Raw genomic sequence first — 17,369 nt, forward strand, 5'->3', positions numbered from 1 at the left:
ATGTGTTGTTTCAGCACTTCCATCTTCGAAAGACCTCGACACTTTTTATGCCTTCAACACACCCCGATCACAAAACCGATCTACACCCAAAATTCCGAAGAGCCGCGAAAGGTCCAGATCCGCCGCGACGGATGGCCCGACTACTCCCACCTCCTTGCGGTGCTGGTTCGAGCTCCTTGTCTGCCCCCGCCCTCCGACGGAGATATCCGCACTGCCCGCGGCACTGTTCACGCGCAGCACGACAGGAGCGACGGGTCGGTGGTGAAGGCCTTGGCGGCGATCCGGATGCCCTCGGCCATGGTCAGGTAGGGGGCCCAGGCGTCAGCGACCTCGGCGACCGTCTTGCCGAGCACGTGGACTCCGGCGGCGGCGAGCTCGCCGGCCTCCTTGGCAACGGCGGTGATGCCGAGGATCTTCCCGGTGTCGGCGTCCACGACGATCTTGATGAAGCCGCGGGTGTCGCGGTTGACCAGTGCGCGGGGCACGTGGTGCAGCGGCAGGACGCGACAGTCGCAGCGGATCCCGGCGGCGACGACGTCCTTCTCGGTCATCCCGACCGCGCCAATCGCCGGGCCGGTGAATGTGACCCTCGGCAGTCGGGCGTAGTCCACGGCCCGGTCGGCGTCGGCGAACGCGTTCTCGGCGACGAGGGTGCCGTGGTGGGCGGCGACGTAGACGAACTCGGGGTGGCCGGTCACGTCGCCCGCCGCCCAGATCCGCGGGTGGGAGGACTGCATCCGGTCGGAGACGACCACCTCGCCGAGGTCCCCGGTCTCGACCCCGACCCTGTCGAGGCCGAGCCCGTCGGTGACTGGTCGTCGTCCGAGGGCGACGAGCACCTGGTCGGCGCGGAACTCCTCCCGCCCCCCGGCCACATCCGCGGTGACGACGGCCTGCCCGGTCGCGGCGTCGCGGGACACCCGCGTCGGCAGCGCGCGGCGGACCACCCGGATGCCCTCGTCGGCGAACACCTCCTGCAGCGTCCTGGACACCTCCGGCTCCTCCTTCGACGCGAGCCGGGACCGGACCAGCACGGTGACCTGGGAGCCGAGCCGGGCGAACAGCTGCGCCTGCTCCAGGGCGACGTAGCCGCCGCCGAGCACGAGCAGGGACTCAGGGAGTTCGGTCAGCTCCATCGCCGTGGTCGAGGTCAGGTACCCGGTCTCGTCCAGGCCGTCGATCGGCGGGGCCCACGGCCGAGAGCCGGTCGCGACCATGTAGTGCCCGGCCTCGATCGTCTCGGTGCTCCCGTCGTCCCCGGCGACCTGGAGGACCGGAGCGTCAGGGGTGCCGGCGAACGCGGCGTCGCCGCGGCGGACGGCCCACCCGTAGGAGTCGGCGACGTCGGCGTACTTCTCGCCCCGCAGCGACTCGACCAGCGCCTGCTTCCCGGCGATCAGGGCGGGCATGTCCACTGGCCCCGCCGTCGTCGCGATCCCCGGGAACCGGTCGGCGGCGTCGGCCGCGGAGTGCCGTGCGTCGGCCGCGGCGATCAGGGCCTTCGACGGCACGCAGCCGGTGTTCACGCAGGTGCCGCCGAGCGTCCCGCGCTCGATCATCACCACCGACTTGCCGAGCGTGGTCGCGCGGATCGCGGCGGCGAACGCACCACCGCCCGATCCGATGATGGCGAGGTCGTACTTCGTGGGCATCGCAGCTCCCGTCACTTGGGTTTCTCTTCTTTCTCGGCCATACTGGACCTTCCAGTGCAGGGGAAGGTCAAGAGGGATTCTGCCGAAAGAAAAGGGGGCCTGCGATGCGCATCGGGGAACTCGCCGAGCGGGCGGGAACGACGGCGAAGACGCTGCGGTTCTACGAGGAGCAGGGCCTGCTGCCCCCGGCCGAGCGCACGCCGTCCGGATACCGCGACTACGCGCCCGAGACGGCCGCCCGGATCGAATTCGTCCACCGCGGCCAGGCCGCGGGCCTCACCCTCGCCCAGATCCGCCAGATCCTCGACATCCGCGACGACGGCGCTGCTCCCTGCGAGCACGTGCGCGACCTCCTCGACGCGCGCCTCGCCGAGATCGAGCAGCAGATCGCCCAGCTCGCCGCGCTGCGCGACACCATCACCGAGCTCAGACGCGACGCCGCGCACCCGGAACCGGCGACGTGTAGCCCGGACCAGGTCTGCCGCTACCTATAGCTCTCCGGAACTAGGAGACAGTTCGCGGCAGGTCACTCGGTCGCTATACCAGCACGCCCCCCATGTGATGCGTACACACCTGAGTCGTATGAGCATGCAATCAAGGGCACTACTCCGTCATTTTGATCATCTGACCCTGCCGGTCGGAGCCTGACCATGGACGTGTTTCCCGATTTCGGTGGCGTCGGAGGTGCAGGCGACCTCAAAGCAGTGATCGGTGCGCTGCTGACGTTCGTGCTCATCATCGCCGTGCTCATGCTCATCATCTGCGCCATCACCTGGGCGATCGCCACGGCGAACGGCCACCATGGCGCAGCATCGAAAGCCCGTATCGGTGCCTGGACCTCGCTGGGTGCTGCGATCCTCGCCGGTGGCGCAGTCACCTGGGTGAATTGGCTCATCAACCTCGGCTCCACCTTGTAGCCAAGTTCGGTCATGCGGATGATCCGAGAAGACCTGAATTTCGCAGGTAGTCTGCCAGATTCTCGGTTAGAGGTAACGAGTCTAATTCGTCCACGCTGACCCACCTGGCGTCATCCGCATCGTCACCAGCACAGAGGGAACCACTGATCACGGTGGCGGCAAAGTCGTGATTCTCATAGACCCGACCATCATCTGTCGGAACTCGTACGTGCCACAATTCACGACCGATGTGAACATGGAGACCTGTTTCCTCGTGGGCTTCGCGAGCAGCCGCATCGGCGAATGATTCCCCACTCTCGACGCAACCCCCAGGAACGGACCAGAGGCCACGATCGGGTTCGGTTCCTCGTTTGATCAGCGCCACACGGCCCGCCGAGTCGATGATCACTGCGCTGGCAGCAAAGACCACTGTCTCGTCCATAGCTCATCAATCTATCAGCGGCCTGCAGGTGACCGGGGCGTACCTGTTCTGGGAGAAGCACTGTGCTTCCCCTGATTGAAGGAGCCTGAATCGTGAACACCCTCACCGTCCTGGCAGAAGCCACCCCCGTCCTCTCGGCGTTGTTGCCGATGCAGATCGATATCGACCCCAACAGTTCCGGACTACCGGGCATTAACCAGTTGCGCACCATTGTCGGTGCGGTCATGACCGTCGGCCTCATCCTCAGCGTGTTGGCGCTCATTGTGTCGGCGATCGTATGGGGATTCGGCGCAAACAGCAGCAACCCGCACCTGGCGGGCCGCGGGAAGATCGGCGTCCTCGTCTCCTGCGGGGCGGCGATCATCTGCGGCGCATCGGTGACGCTGATCAATTTCTTCTGGAACGTCGGCCAGTCCGTCTAACCCCAACACGAGCAACTGTTTTTAGGAAGGGTGTGATGTGCGGTGGCGATCTGCGACATCCCCGTCATCTCCAACGTGTGCGACGTGGCCGGTGAAGCTGCCGCCACCCTCGTCTCTGCCCCATTTTACTGGCTCGCCCAAGCCATGGGCCAAGCCGCCGGATGGCTCTTCGAGGCCGTCTGGAGCGTGTTTGACACCACCACCCTGGTGGACTTGTCTGACCCTGGCTATATCGGGGTGTACAACGTGCTCTTCGGTGTGGCGGTGTTCATTATGCTCATTTTCTTCTGTCTGCAACTGATCACCGGACTCATCCGCCGCGACCCCACCGCACTCAGCCGCGCCGCCCTCGGACTCGCGAAAGCCGTCCTCGGATCGTTTGTCGCGATCAGCATCACCGGGCTGCTTTTGGAGGTCACCGACCAGCTCACGATCGGGATCGTGCAGGCCACCGGCAACACGATGGAAGGTATGGGCGACCGTATCGCTCTGCTTGCCGCGGGGCTTGTCGGTATCAATATCGCTGCCCCAGGGGTGGGGGCGATCATCACGATCTTCCTCGCAGGGCTTGCGATCAGTGCCGCGGCGATCGTCTGGTTCAGCCTTCTCATTCGCAAGGCGCTCCTATTGGTGGCGATCGTATTCGCCCCCATTGCCCTGTCCGGAGCATCCTGGGATGCCACCAAGGGGTGGTTTACCAAATGGGCAGCGTTTGTCATCGCTCTGATTGCTTCGAAGCTTGTGCTGGTGGTGATCTTCCTTGTCGCTGTCACCCAAGTCTCAGCCCCTATCGACCTCGACTTGGCGTCGATTGCGGACCCGATAGCGGGGATCGTGCTCATGCTGATTGCCGCGTTCGCACCCTATATGGCGTACAAGTTCATCTCGTTCGTCGGGTTCGACATGTACCACGCGATGTCGAGTGAGCAGGAAGCAAAATCGGCGATGAACCGTCCCGTCCCAACCGTCGCGAAACCCGCCGGTGACGGGCCGAAGAAAGTCCTCGACGACGTCGGAACCTCCGGTGGGAAAACCGGGGGCGGATCATCGGCACCCGCAAGGACCGGTGGTGGTGGCTCGTCTTCGGGTACGGCCGCTGGTGCGGGGAAGGGCGCTGCCGCCGCCGGTGGCGCATCAGCCGGGAGCGCGGGTGCAGGGGCGGGAGGCGCGGGAGCCAGTGCGGGTGCAGGGGCGGCTGCGGCTGGCCCTGCCGCAGCCGCAGTGATCGGCGCGCAAGTAGTCAAGGGAGCCGCCACCGCTGGTCCCAAAGCAGGGTCCGCGGTCGGTGGACAAGCAGAGGCCCACGCAGGTGCAGCACGAGACGCCACACCCCCTCCCACACCGAACACCCCGGCACAGCCAACACCAGGCAGTGCACGTTCAGCATCACCTGCACCGCCCGCACCCCCTGCAAAGACGACACCACCACCGGCACCGCCGTCGTCCCCGAAGCCGAAGGAGTAACCCGTTATGGCACGCAAACACGAACACGACCGTCGCCGGAACGACTATGAGCTGTCGCCGGTGAAATTCTCCCGACTCACCCGCCGCGGCATCCTCCTAGGACTCTCGCTGCCGCAACTAATCACCCTCGCCATCGGTATCCTCTCGATCGTCGCCGCCCTGTACGCCGGTGGTGGCATCCTCATCGCCTACGCCGCACCGATCTGGCTGCTTGCAGCCGTGCTCACGTGGGTGCCCGCTGGGGGCCGGAAACTCATCGAGTGGGTGCCGGTCGGATTCAGATGGATATGGCGGATCAGCATCGGGCAATTGTTGTATCGCCGCCGTATCGTCAAACCGCGCCCAGCGGGCACCCTCGCCCTCCCCGGTGACGCCGCCGCACTGCGGGAGTATGTGGACCCAGAGACGGGCGCAGCGATGATTCACGACCCGCACCAACACACCCTCACCGCGATCATCGACCTCTCGCATCCCGCGTTCGTGCTCCTCGACCCCGGTGAACAAGAACGCCGCGTCACCGCCTGGGGCCGCGTCCTCGCCACCACCTGCCGTTCCGGGCGGATCGCGCGTTTGCAGGTGCTCGAACGCACCCTCCCAGATTCCGGGTCAGGGCTTGCCGAATGGTGGGCCTCCCACGGCCACCACGACGACTCGTGGACGGCGACCACGTATGCCGAACTCATCGAACGGGCAGGCCCCGCCGGGGAACGCCATGCCACCACGTTGTCGCTCGCGCTCGATATGCGAACCGCGGCCCGGCAAATCCGCACCGCAGGCGGCGGACTGCGTGGGGCTGCCGCGGTGCTTCGGCAGGAAATGACCACCCTCGTCGCCGCGCTGCGCGCAGCAGACCTCACCCCCTCGGAATGGCTCACCCCTGGTGAGGTCGCCGTCATCTTGCGCAGCGCCTATGACCCGGCTATCGCCGCCACGCTGGAACGTCACGGTGACCTGGGGCGTGATCTTGCCACCGCAGGCCCGGTCGCCGTCACCGAAACCTGGGACCAGCTGCGGTCGGATTCTGCGCATCATACGGTGTTGTGGATCAGCGAATGGCCACGCTCACTCGTCTATCCGGGGTTCCTCGCCCCGATACTGCTCTCGACGGGGATTCAGCGCTCGTTCTCGCTGGTGTGTACACCGATCAGGTCGGATCAGGCGGCTCGGGATATTCGGAAGAAGAAAACCGAATACATCAGTGACGCGGCGCAGCGGCAGAAGATCGGGCAGATCGAAGACGCCGGACAAACTGCTGAATACCAGGACGTGCTCCAACAAGAAGCCGACCTCACCTCCGGGCACGGCATCCTGCGCTACACCGGCCTCATCAATATCTCCGCCCCCACACAAGATGATCTCGAAGCGGCGGTCTCCGCAGTCGAGCAGGCCGCAATCCAAGCATCCTGCGAAACCCGTCGCCTTGTCGGGCAACAAGCCCAAGCCTTCACCGTTGCTGCCCTACCACTAGCACGAATGGTGTAGACAGTTGTCGCTATTCTGCGGCCTCCACGAGAATTACCTGCGCAGGATCGACGTCTGGTGCCCATGCCAGCGTGGGAAGATCGGCACTGTCTAGTCCTGCGAGTTCGAGCGCTGCTTGTCCAGCAAAGTGTGCAGATTGAATGGACTGTCCGTTTGCGATGTTTGCATAGAATCGCGCCGCGTAAGAAATTGCATCACCATCGCCGATGCTCTCAGCCATGCCGATCGCAAATGGGACTACTTCAGCAACGAGAGCATCAATCTGGCTGGCCGAATTACACGAATTTAGTACCACGAGCAGCGGAGGCGTGTCTGAAGCTTGGACTGCGCGGGAAAATGCCCGCGCAGTCACAATTACTCCTTGGTGAGGTTCGTCTTTTTCGTCTTCAAAAACTATCAATTCATCGTTACTGTGTCCGGAAAAGTGGATGATATGGGGCTGGAAGCGAGAGATGCCGTCTAAGAGATCTTCGGTAGTCGCGGCAGGACGTGGGTCAATTTCGATGTGATCGCGGTGCAAGGCAGATTCAACAGCAGCTCGGATTCTCTTTTGTTCTCGACCGACACGTAAGTCTCCCGCTGCAGAAGCGCCCAACATCAGCACACGAAGCTTCTCCGGCTTCGCATCAGGCATTCGACGCAGCACGCGGCTCACGGCCTGTTCAGTTCCGACTAGGCGGGCCTCAATCGCAGTCCGTTCGGCTCTAGTTCTTATTTCTGCCTGCTGTTGCGCACGTCTTTGTGCCCTTTCAGCTGCATCAGATTCCCTGCGCTCAGCACGCGCCAGTTTCGACTGAATTGCAACCTCTTCCTTTGCATAGCCCGAGGCTCGCGTTTGCCATCGAGTTGCTTCTTTACCAGCAGACTCAGCAGCCTTCTCACACCGGTCAGCTTCTCTAGCTTTACTATTTGCAGTCGTATGGCTCTTAGCTTTCGCACTAGCAGTACGCGCCTTAGCTCCTTCAGCCCTCTTCTTTGACTCTTTCGCGCGGAACTCTCCCGCCTTCTTCTCTGCATCAACTCGCTGTTTGCGTTTACGTTCCAACTGGCTTCGATATTGACTAGCGCTCATTTTGTTCCTTTTAGATAAGATCTCGACCCCGTACTTCTATACGGTAGTTCGAGCCTCCGACATCACCGGAATTATTGGAGTACCTGTCCGATGACACCTGCCATCGGGAGGACGACCATGCCCACTTTTGATAACCCTCTCAGTGATGCTGCCGAAGCATCCGAGGCGTTGCGCGGCCTCGCCCACGCGACCCGCACGTTTGACAACCCGGCCGACACGTATGCGGTGATCGGTGACCTCCTCTCCGGGGTCCGCTCCCTGCGGCAAGTATTCGACCAGCTCGCCATCACCCACCTCACGCACCAGGATCGTGCTTTCAACGACGCGGGCGACCACGAGATCGGTGCCGGGGACGCGTTGGCGGCTTCCGATGAACTTCATCAAGCCGGGTCTCTGCTGGATGCGGCGATTGACCGTCTCGATGCGGCGTCGCAAGCCTCTGGGCGGATCGCCTGGCACCCCGTTACAACGGTGGCCGAGCCGGTACAGAGGTATGTGAGTGTGGTGTTCCTGCAAGGCGACGAAGCCGACCGGGTGCTTGACCAGATCGATGCCGACGGGATCACCGCAGGTATCCGACACCTCCAGAGGTGGGACTACGGGAACGAAACCACCGACACGGCGCTCGCACACGGGCACGTCTACGACACCGTGCCAACCGGTGCACTGGATTGGACTGCTGAACACGGCGACTATGTGCTCGTCGCAAACCGTCACCTCGGTCAGGTCAGCCTGCTCCGCAAAACCATCCTCGACACCGACACCAGCAATGAAATCGATGGTGTGGACGCCGACATCGCCCCGGCACGGCCTGACGATCCTCCAGCCCGTCACGCTCCGAGTACGCCGTCTGCGCGGGAGGATGCGTTCGCCCACCCCTTCCGCCCCGCTCATATCAGTGCGGTGGTGCGTGATCGGGGGCTGGGGCTGTGAACCGTCACACGGATGAACGTCTGCACACGTCCGTGCTCGTCGGCCCGGAAGGGGAACGCCGCAAGCACCGCAAAGCCCGCCGCGATGCCGCCGCGGCTCTCCACGCCGAAGAACGCAGGGCACGAGCTACCGAAGCCAAAACGCGCGCAGATGCTCAACGTGCGGAACGGCGCAACACCCGCTACCTCCCGGCCGCGGGTGAACCCGGCCCCGCGGCACTTTCCACACCGGGCAGGTTCCGACTCCCACGCCACCAAGACACCTCCGCTGCGTTGGCGGGTGCGTACCCGTTCCTTGCCGAAGGTGGGCTCGGCTCTGACGGCGTGTTTGTGGGTCAGGATCTCTACTCGGGCGGCAGCTTCGTGTATGACCCATGGGTGCTCTACCAGCGGGGCCTGATCACCGCACCGAACGTCGTGCTCGCAGGCATCGTCGGCTCCGGTAAATCCTCCCTCGCGAAAAGCCTCTACACCCGCTCGATCCCGTTCGGTCGCCGCGTCTACGTACCCGGAGACCCGAAAGGTGAGCATACGCCGGTCGCAGAAATGGTCGGCGGGCAAGCCATCGTCCTCGGCCACGGGCTCCGCAACCGGCTGAACCCTCTCGATGAAGGCCACCCCCCCTCAGGATTGTCAGACCACGAATGGGCCACCCAGGTCGCTTCTCGCCGCCGTGATCTCATCGGTGCTCTCGCCGCCACCGTGCTGGAACGCTCGCTGACCCCGTTGGAGCACACCGCGATCGATGTCGCCTTGACCGCGGTCGTCGCGGGTAACGATGTGCCGATCCTGCCAATGGTGGTTGACCTGATTCTCACGCCCGACCCAGCAGATAACGACGACGGGCGACTCGCCGAAGATGGCCGCATGGTCGGTCACGCCCTACGCCGCCTCGTCGCAGGCGACCTCCAGGGCCTGTTCGATGGGCCGTCGACGGTGGCGTTTGATCCGTCGCTACCGATGATTAGCCTGGACCTCTCTCGGGTGGCTGAAAACTCGACCCTGATCTCGGTGCTGATGACCTGCTCCAGTGCGTGGATGGAGTCTGCGCTCATGGACCCGAACGGTGGGCAGCGGTGGGTGATCTACGACGAAGCCTGGCGACTCATGTCCCACCCCGCACTGTTGAAACGCATGGGTGCTCAATGGCGGCTCGCCCGTCATTACGGGATCGCGAACATGCTGATCTTCCACAAACTCACCGACCTCGACAACGTCGGCGACTCAGGTTCTGCCATGCGCGCCCTCGCCAGCAGCCTGCTTGCGAACGCGGAGACGCGGATCATCTACCGGCAAGAATCCGACCAACTCGGCATCACCGCCCAAACCCTGGGCCTCACCGGCACAGAACAGAAGCTTCTCCCGGGGCTTGGCACCGGGCAGGGGTTGTGGCGAATCAAGGACCGCTCGTTCGTGATCCAGCATCAGCTCCACCCGGCAGAACTCGACGCCTTCGACACCACCACCCGCATGATCACCAAAAGTGACAAGGTCATCGACGCTGACGAACCCACGGCCTCGCTGAGCCTGAACAGGGGTGGTGAGGGAGTATGAGCCGTCGAGAAATTCGTGCCCAACAGCAGCAGGGCCGACCGCCGGTGACACTTCCGCTCGTAGTCGTGACCGTGGAAACAGGAGGCACGTTAATCGTCACGGTTGACGGTGCACCTTTCGCACCTGAGGCGTTTGCGCCTGCGTGGCGGCGCAGCGACTTCGGACGCCTCATGGACTGCATCACCGATCTACGCCGCACCCCGGTGCGAGTGGAGGTGCACGAATCTGACGGGACCTCATTCACCGACATCATCACTCCCAGCCCAAGCCGCCGCAGCCGCCCTGAACCAGAAACTGCGAACACAGAGACAGTGCTTGAGACTCCGGCCGCCCCACAGCTTGTGGAAGTCGCCGCGGAAGGGTTCATCCCGGGTGAAGACATCGGCGTCGCGATCATCGTCGCCCACACCGATGCCTCCCACACTGGGCGTGCCCGTGCGCTCCTTGAGGCCGCCCAATTCGATGCGTCACCCATTGGGGAGGTCGTACTGATCGGTCGCGTCTCCGGGAACTACGAGATCGTGAGATACCCATGAACCGGCAAGCAGCGTCGATGAGTGACGGGCTCGCGAACCTCGGCATCGGACTCCTCATCGCCGCGGCAGGCCTCGCCGCGATCCTCCGTGTCGCGGGCACGGTCGCCGCGGTCCTCACCGGCACCCCGCAACCACAAGCAGGCATCACCGCAGGCCTCACAGTGCTCCTAAATCCAGCCGATCCAGCAGCCGCATTGGAGGCTGACGGGCTCAACTCCATCGCGTACTGGATCACCACCACACTCCTGATCGTCGTGCTCGGTGCTGGGGTGTGGTGGGTGTGGACGAAGGTGCGTCACCACTCGCAGAGTGTGCAGACTGACCCGAGACGTTTGCAAGGCATCGCCACCAGTGGCGAAGTCTCCCGCGTCGCATCCGACACGGCACTCATCAAACGGGCAGGCACCCTGCGCCCCTCCCTGGACGCACCCAAGCCATCCGATGTCGGATACCTGCTTGGCCTCTCACGCGGGAAACGGGTGTGGGCGAGTGTGGAAGACTCGATCCTGCTCGTCGGCCCACCCCGCTCCGGTAAGGGCCTGCACGTGGTAATCAACGCGATCTTGGATGCTCCCGGCGCGGTTGTGACCACGTCGACCCGTCCGGATAACCTCACCGCGACACTCAGGGCACGTCAACGCATCGGTCCGGTGGCGGTGTTCGATCCGCAACATCTCGCTGAAGGCCTCCCAGCAGGGCTGCGCTGGTCACCGGTACGCGGGTGCGAGGACCCATTGACGGCGATGATCCGCGCTACCGGCCTTGCATCCGGCACTGGACTGTCGGCAGGTGGAGTTGAAGGGGGCGGGTTCTGGGAGGGGAAAACCCGCACCGCTCTCCAAGCCCTCCTGCACGCCGCAGCCCTCGATAACCGGCCACCGGCCGAATTGTTCCGGTGGACGCTCGATCCCACCGCTGCGGCCGAAGCCGTCGCAATCCTCACCGGTTCCACCGGGGCCGCCGCCGGATGGGCCGAATCCCTCGAAGCGATGATCGACGCCGACCCGCGCACCCGCGACTCCATCTGGCAAGGCGTCTCCCTCGCACTCTCAGCACTCGCTGACCCACGCGTGCTCGACGCCGTCACACCGCGACCGGGTGAGCACTTCGACCCCGAAACGTTCCTCACTGAATCCGGCACCCTGTATTTGCTGGCAACCGGTGCCGGAGCAGGCGCGTCCTCAGCACTAGTGGCAGCGCTCGTCGAAGACCTCATCGAGACCGCACGCCGCCTCGCCGCGCGGTCAGCCGGTGCACGTCTCGACCCGCCGGTATTGCTCGCATTGGATGAGATCGGAAACCTCGCACCACTCCCGTCGCTCCCGACCCTCATGGCCGAAGGTGGCGGCACCGGCATCACCACGATGCCGGTACTCCAGTCGTTGGCGCAGGCACGCGATAAGTGGGGTGAGAACGCAGCAAACGCGATCTGGGATGCCGCGATGGTGAAAATCATCCTCGGCGGCGCATCCAACTCCCGCGATCTTCAAGACCTCTCCACGTTGATCGGTGAGCGCGACGAATACACCGACTCCACCACCATCGGCGATCACGGCACCCGATCGAACCAGCGCTCCATCCGCCGCGTCCCGATCCTGCCACCCGACCGGCTCCGCACCCTACCGTTCGGTACCGGAATCACCATGCTCCAAAGCGCCCCACCCATCGTCACCAACCTCCGATCATGGGTCACTCGTGACGACGCGAAAACACTACGCGCCGACCGCACCGAGATCGAAACCTTCCTCCAACAACGCCCATAACCCTGACCGGGCTGGGGAGGGTCGTGCACCTGTCTGACACGGGGCGATCTTCAAACCGAGAAGGCCGCCGCTGAGTTGTCAGGAGGACGGGACCGATGGCTATTCACACGCAGCAGTCCTTTTCAGGCTTTATCGCATCGCAACCGCAGCTGACCTACACCGAGAACGGGGATGCTCGTTTGTTCGTGAAGGTCGGCAAAGAACATTTCCGCCAGGAACAAGATGGGTCGTTCACTGAGCTGGAGCCGACCTTTCACAACCTTGTCGCGTTCAAGGCCGCTGCTGAGCAGGGGCATGCCCGACTGTCGAAGGGCGACCGGTTTATTGCGGAGGGTTTCGTTCGCGAATACACCTACGAACGTGATGGGCAAACTATCAAGGGCGAAGAGTTCACTGCTCGCAGAATCGGCCATGACATGGCCCGCACCCGGTACGAGGTGGACCGCACACCGAGAGGGAAGACAGCCGAACGCGAAGCGGTTTCTCGCGATGCATCCGCATTCGATCTTCCAACCCAGTCACGCTCCGGCGCTGCTTCACCCGGTATGGGGATCTGAGGCGGCGATCATGAGCGACTACAGCATTGGACCTGATGAGATCGACGTTGATGCTCTCGGGAATGAGAGTTTTGATGTTTCCTCAGAGCCCCCACACCCGGTGAACTGGAACCTCCTGAGTGCTGATGATTTGGAGGCCGAGTGGCTTGAACTTAACCGATGGGTTGACTGGGTCCGTAAAACATATGGGCTCCCGGCAAGCGTGATCCCACCGTTCTGGCATCACCACCCTGAACTTGTGTGGGAGCTGTCTGCACTACACCTGCACTGGCTCTGTGCCTACGACCCAGAGCAAAACGGATCAGCACCTCTGGGATGGCACCGTGATTTCGTGGATGCCCGACAGCGTCTTCGCGACTGGGTCGCAGCCTCCGGCACACGCCTCGACCGAGACCGCCCGACGCGGCAGACCACCTGGCCCGGCGAAGAACCGGCACCGCACGTCGAAGACATTGTCATCGAGGACCGCGATGACGAGTTCACTGATTTCGTGCTGGCTGAAGTGAACGTTCGGCGTGCACAAGAAGATGAGTTCTACCGAACACTCGATCCTGAAACCGGGGAAGTGTCATGAGTGCCCCCGATCCGCGTCTCCCGGCCCGAATGCGAGACTATGAAGTGCATGCCGAGCTTCGGGAATCCCCCGACCTGCAACGTCTTGCCCAAGTCTTTATCGGAATGGCTCTCACTCGCAGCGAGCAGACCCGCATCGGCCGCGAGGGCTCGGGCAGCGCATCTGGGAGCTGTCAGCCCGGTGAGATAGAATCTAGAGACGTAAGAAGCTAGCGGTCAGGCCTTCGGCTTGTCCGTGGTGCGCAGTCCTGTTTGGCCTATCGTGGCTTACCTGGCTGGCTCCGCTGAGAGTCGTCCAGGTCTTGTTTCCTTTTACGAGTCGCACCGCACGAGCGGTACAGGCTGCTCGTGTTGGCCCCACCTATGGGGAGAGGAAACACAACCCGTGAGCACCACACAGCAACCTGCCGCCAATGACTTCACGCACCTCGGTGCAACCACCGCCGTCGCGGTCTCATACCTACGCGTCTCCACGAAAGAGCAAGCTGAACGCGGAGGTCGTGACGAAGGCTTCTCTATTCCCGCTCAACGCGAAGCGAATCTACGCAAAGCCCGCGACCTCGGCGCGATCGTGGTCGAAGAGTTCGTCGACGCCGGTGAATCAGCCCGGAAGGCCGACCGCCCGGAACTGATGCGGATGATCGAGTACGTCAAAACCAACCACGTGGCCTATTGCATCGTGCACAAGGTTGACCGCCTGGCACGTAACCGAGCCGATGATGTCGCGATCCATGTCGCGCTCAAAGACGCCGGGGTCATGCTGGTCTCGGCAACAGAGAACATTGACGAGACTCCCTCGGGCATGCTGCTCCACGGCATCATGTCCACCATCGCCGAGTTCTACTCCCGCAACCTCGCCAACGAAGTCTCTAAGGGCATGAGCCAAAAAGCGATGACCGGTGGCACCAACGGAAAAGCACCCATTGGGTATCTCAACGTGACCACGCGCGATGAACTCGGCCGCGAGCTGCGCATCGTTGAACCTGACCCCACACGTGCAGAGATCGTGAAGTGGGCATTCGAGGCATACGCGACGGGCAACTACTCAACTGCAATGCTCCGCGAAGCCCTCATCGACCGGGGCCTCACCACACCGCCCACACCGAAACGACCAGCACGGCCACCCGCGCTATCGACGGTGCAGAAAATGCTCTCCAACCCGTACTACAAGGGCAGCGTGTCGTTTCGGGGAGCCACTTACGACGGCATCCACGAACCACTCGTCGGCCCCGAAGTCTGGTACCGAGTCCAATCAGTGCTCGGCGCAAAACAAGTATCAGGCGAGAAAACCCAAACCCACGATCACTATCTCAAAGGCACCGTGTTCTGCGGTGAGTGCGGCTCCCGACTCATGGTCACCAACGCCAAGAGCCGCCGTGGCGTCATCTACCCGTACTTCATCTGTGCCGGTCGTCACGCCAAACGCACCAACTGTGAACGCAAAGCAATGTATGTGCCTGATGTTGAAGCCGCGGTCGAAGACTACTACCGGCGCATCCAAATCCCTGAGCACACCATCCAGGGATTGCGTAGCCTCATCACCGCGCAATTCTCTCAACTCCACGCCACCGTCAAGCAAGAACGCAACGCACACGTGCTCGAACACGACGACCTCCAGGCAGAGCGTTCCAAACTTCTGCAAGCCCACTACGCGGGGGCGGTGCCGCTTGATCTCCTCAAGTCAGAGCAGGATCGCATCGGCAGACGGCTCGCGTTCCTCGAAGCACAGATCGAAGCCGGTGACATGGAGTACGAACTGGCAAGTGCCCACCTGGACGACTGCCTCGCACTGGGCAGAGACTGCTACAAGCTATACATGAGCATCGATGACTCGCTGCGGCGCATCGCCAACCAGGCGTTCTTCGACAAGCTCTACCTCAGTGAGGAGGGCACCGTTATCGGTGAACCGGGGGAACCGTTCAACGCGTTCTTCGACCCTGGTGTGCAGACGATAGCGGCCCGCCACGAGGGGCGGGCCGCTGAATCGAGGTCTCAAACCGGTAATGTCGCCGGTTTGAACAACGACCTTCTGGTGGGCCCTGTGGGGATCGAACCCACGACCTGCGGATTAAAAGTCCGATGCTCTACCAACTGAGCTAAAGGCCCGTAGCCCTACAACACTTGATCTAAGTGGAGTAGATAACCGTCGTTAAGCATAGCCTACGGCCGAACCAATCATTAAATTCGGGATACGGTGCGGTTACTCACAATTCAGCATGCTGATGGTTTCCGAAGCGTACAATGGTGGGCATGACTTTTTCCTCTCGCGCCGTAGCCCAACAGGTTCCGTTCCGGCATCACAAGCCGAAGCCAATGGAACCTGTTGACTTTGCTGCCGTCATTGGCGGGGAGGATCCGGCCGAGATCACCGAGGCCGCGCATGTTAGCGCCCAGCTGCTTGTGGAATCGTCGCAGTCTGCCGAAGAGCAAGAGGTCAAGGATCGGATCCTGGCCCTGGCTCAAGAGCACGGTATCGAGTTACTTGCCCAAATGTGGGCCTCTGCCCCACCGGTTTCACTTCCGGGAGCACTCTGGCGGCTCTATGTTCTACACACCGCGCTGACTCGGCAACCAGCCGAATTAGCCCGCTATTTCCGTGAGGGCAAACCCTACGCGGATGTCTCTGCGGTTGTTGCCGGGGTGATCGAGCCTCCCGGCGCCAAAGAGATCACGACCGTCTCTCACGAGATCCTCTCCGGACTGTTCCAGCAAGACTTGGATGTGGCACTGGACCGTGCGGCCGCGTTCTGTGTCGTGGTTTCTGCCGGCCAGCAGGCCGTGGCTGATCGTCAAGAGCATGATGACCCGTCGGCCGCGACCAGCCTGTACGAGCAATCGCACCGGTTGCGCAAGACCGCTCAAGAACTGGCCAGTGCGGCCCGGGCATGGCGTCAAGGCGCGCTCGACTAACTCCTCAAGCCCACCTACACCTGATTCGGCTCCCATTTACCCTTTAGGGCCGAATGGTGTGAATCTAGGATCATGACAGTTTCCTCAACAACGCATCAGAGTGCGACCGGGGCGGTTTCACCGAAAGCGCCTAAATGGCGCCAGGCCGCGCCAGGATTGCTGGTCGCAGCCGTCGCAGCGGCCATTGGCCTGAGCATCAACGCGTTTCTGCCAACCGTGAGCGCCTTACTCATCACCATCCTCTTGGGCGTCATCGTTCGTAACACGGTAGGGGTCCGAGAAAGCTGGGAACGCGGCATTCAGATCGCCGCTAAACCCGTGCTGAGGATCGGCATTGTGTTGTTGGGTTTGCAGTTGGCGCTGAACGATGTGTTGAATCTGGGCTTTGGCATTATCGCGCTGGTCGTCGCGATCGTGGCAATCGGGGTGTTGTTGAGCTACTACGTGGGACGGCTGCTGAAGCTTTCCCGCACGCAGTCACTGCTTATCGCCTCAGGCTTCAGCATTTGCGGTGCCGCCGCCGTGGCCGCAGCGGACGGTGTGATCGATGCCGAGGAAGAAGAAGTCGTCACCGCTGTCGCTCTGGTCGTCATTTTCGGCACGCTGATGATTCCTCTGGTTCCGGCTCTGGCTGGATTGCTGGATTTGGATGATCAGCAAGCCGGCATCCTAGCCGGAGGTTCCATCCATGAAGTAGCCCAGGTGGTTGCCGTTGGTGGCATGATCGGTTCCGGAGCGCTTGCCACTGCGGTGATCGTCAAGCTAGCCCGGGTCGTGTTGTTGGCCCCCATGATGGCCGTCATTTCCATCCTGCAGCGCCGCGCACACCAAGACACCGGTGACGGCTCAGTCAAACGGCCACCGCTGATCCCGCTCTTCGTTCTGGGTTTCATTGCCATGATGTTGCTGCGCACCACCGGCATCGTGCCCGAACCGGTGCTGGATGTGACCAAGATTGTACAAACATTCTTGCTGGCTGCAGCCATGTTCGGTCTGGGCTGTGGTGTGAAGGTGGAGCTGCTGAAAAAGGTCGGTGCAGCACCATTTGTACAAGGGATTTTTGCCACAGTTTTGGTTCTCGGTATTGCAATGTTTGGCGTGCTGATAAGCTAGT

Annotated in this window: 16 protein-coding genes, 1 tRNA gene and 1 pseudogene; 14 read left to right on the forward strand and 4 right to left on the reverse strand. The window is 62.5% G+C overall.

Annotated features, from left to right (window positions below):
* Window positions 1-227: 227 nt before the first annotated feature.
* The gene (gene merA / locus ACFFFR_RS07980; RefSeq protein ID WP_377459392.1) at window positions 228-1,652 is read right to left on the reverse strand and encodes a mercury(II) reductase; all 1,425 of its coding nucleotides are present in this window, start codon (window positions 1,650-1,652) and stop codon (window positions 228-230) included.
* 104 nt (window positions 1,653-1,756) lie between these two features.
* Between merA and ACFFFR_RS07985 the strand changes: the two genes are divergently transcribed.
* Together ACFFFR_RS07985 and ACFFFR_RS07990 are read left to right on the forward strand one after the other, a co-directional pair.
* Window positions 1,757-2,146 carry a heavy metal-responsive transcriptional regulator gene (locus ACFFFR_RS07985; RefSeq protein ID WP_377459393.1) on the forward strand — a complete coding sequence of 130 codons (390 nt, stop codon included), beginning with the start codon at window positions 1,757-1,759 and terminating at the stop codon, window positions 2,144-2,146.
* 156 nt (window positions 2,147-2,302) lie between these two features.
* Entirely contained in the window at window positions 2,303-2,569 is a 267-nt protein-coding gene (locus ACFFFR_RS07990) for a DUF6112 family protein (RefSeq protein WP_377459395.1), read from the forward strand.
* A 10-nt stretch (window positions 2,570-2,579) separates the two neighbouring features.
* Here ACFFFR_RS07990 and ACFFFR_RS07995 read toward each other — a convergent pair whose 3' ends face one another.
* A complete protein-coding gene (locus ACFFFR_RS07995) occupies window positions 2,580-2,990 on the reverse strand; it encodes an NUDIX hydrolase (protein ID WP_377459397.1) in 411 nt (136 codons plus the stop codon).
* A 149-nt stretch (window positions 2,991-3,139) separates the two neighbouring features.
* Between ACFFFR_RS07995 and ACFFFR_RS08000 the strand changes: the two genes are divergently transcribed.
* Genes ACFFFR_RS08000 through ACFFFR_RS08010 form a run of 3 tightly spaced genes read left to right on the forward strand, consistent with a single transcriptional unit; the run spans window position 3,140 to window position 6,358 of the window.
* The gene (locus ACFFFR_RS08000) at window positions 3,140-3,412 is read left to right on the forward strand and encodes a DUF6112 family protein (protein WP_049862703.1); all 273 of its coding nucleotides are present in this window, start codon (window positions 3,140-3,142) and stop codon (window positions 3,410-3,412) included.
* Window positions 3,413-3,454: 42 nt separating this feature from the next.
* A complete protein-coding gene (locus tag ACFFFR_RS08005; protein ID WP_377459399.1) occupies window positions 3,455-4,876 on the forward strand; it encodes a TrbL/VirB6 family protein in 1,422 nt (473 codons plus the stop codon).
* A 6-nt stretch (window positions 4,877-4,882) separates the two neighbouring features.
* Window positions 4,883-6,358, forward strand: a complete 1,476-nt coding sequence (locus ACFFFR_RS08010) for an SCO6880 family protein (RefSeq protein WP_377459401.1) — start codon at window positions 4,883-4,885, stop codon at window positions 6,356-6,358.
* A 10-nt stretch (window positions 6,359-6,368) separates the two neighbouring features.
* On the opposite strand, the gene ACFFFR_RS08015 is transcribed toward ACFFFR_RS08010, so the two are convergent.
* Window positions 6,369-7,430: a CHAT domain-containing protein gene (locus tag ACFFFR_RS08015; protein ID WP_377459403.1), complete on the reverse strand. Its 1,062-nt coding sequence runs from the start codon at window positions 7,428-7,430 to the stop codon at window positions 6,369-6,371.
* A 117-nt stretch (window positions 7,431-7,547) separates the two neighbouring features.
* Here ACFFFR_RS08015 and ACFFFR_RS08020 point away from each other — a divergent pair, with 117 nt between their 5' ends.
* From ACFFFR_RS08020 to ACFFFR_RS08050, 7 genes and pseudogenes are all read left to right on the forward strand, one after another.
* Window positions 7,548-8,363, forward strand: a complete 816-nt coding sequence (locus tag ACFFFR_RS08020; protein WP_377459404.1) for a hypothetical protein — start codon at window positions 7,548-7,550, stop codon at window positions 8,361-8,363.
* Complete coding sequence (locus ACFFFR_RS08025; RefSeq protein WP_377459406.1) at window positions 8,360-9,916, forward strand: putative type IV secretion/conjugal transfer ATPase; 1,557 nt, start codon at window positions 8,360-8,362, stop codon at window positions 9,914-9,916. The genes ACFFFR_RS08020 and ACFFFR_RS08025 overlap by 4 nt, the downstream gene beginning before the upstream one ends.
* A complete protein-coding gene (locus ACFFFR_RS08030; protein WP_377459408.1) occupies window positions 9,913-10,452 on the forward strand; it encodes a hypothetical protein in 540 nt (179 codons plus the stop codon). The genes ACFFFR_RS08025 and ACFFFR_RS08030 overlap by 4 nt, the downstream gene beginning before the upstream one ends.
* Before the next feature lie 17 nt (window positions 10,453-10,469).
* On the forward strand, window positions 10,470-12,215 hold the full coding sequence (locus tag ACFFFR_RS08035) for a type IV secretory system conjugative DNA transfer family protein (protein WP_377459410.1): 1,746 nt from the start codon (window positions 10,470-10,472) through the stop codon (window positions 12,213-12,215).
* A gap of 95 nt (window positions 12,216-12,310) precedes the next feature.
* Window positions 12,311-12,772 (forward strand): single-stranded DNA-binding protein, encoded by a 462-nt coding sequence (locus ACFFFR_RS08040; protein WP_377459412.1) that lies wholly within the window; start codon window positions 12,311-12,313, stop codon window positions 12,770-12,772.
* 10 nt (window positions 12,773-12,782) lie between these two features.
* Entirely contained in the window at window positions 12,783-13,346 is a 564-nt protein-coding gene (locus ACFFFR_RS08045) for a hypothetical protein (protein ID WP_377459413.1), read from the forward strand.
* Window positions 13,347-13,730: 384 nt separating this feature from the next.
* A pseudogene (locus ACFFFR_RS08050) lies at window positions 13,731-14,777 on the forward strand (recombinase family protein); the annotation flags it as partial.
* 598 nt (window positions 14,778-15,375) lie between these two features.
* On the opposite strand, the gene ACFFFR_RS08055 reads toward ACFFFR_RS08050, so the two are convergent.
* Window positions 15,376-15,451: transfer RNA gene (locus tag ACFFFR_RS08055), tRNA-Lys, on the reverse strand.
* 144 nt (window positions 15,452-15,595) lie between these two features.
* Between ACFFFR_RS08055 and ACFFFR_RS08060 the strand changes: the two genes are divergently transcribed.
* Together ACFFFR_RS08060 and ACFFFR_RS08065 are read left to right on the forward strand one after the other, a co-directional pair.
* Complete coding sequence (locus tag ACFFFR_RS08060; RefSeq protein ID WP_377459415.1) at window positions 15,596-16,255, forward strand: hypothetical protein; 660 nt, start codon at window positions 15,596-15,598, stop codon at window positions 16,253-16,255.
* A gap of 72 nt (window positions 16,256-16,327) precedes the next feature.
* Entirely contained in the window at window positions 16,328-17,368 is a 1,041-nt protein-coding gene (locus ACFFFR_RS08065) for a YeiH family protein (RefSeq protein ID WP_377459416.1), read from the forward strand.
* Window position 17,369: the final 1 nt, after the last annotated feature.

It is taken from the genome of Micrococcoides hystricis (assembly GCF_042434215.1).
In the GTDB taxonomy this organism is placed as follows: domain Bacteria; phylum Actinomycetota; class Actinomycetes; order Actinomycetales; family Micrococcaceae; genus Micrococcoides; species Micrococcoides hystricis.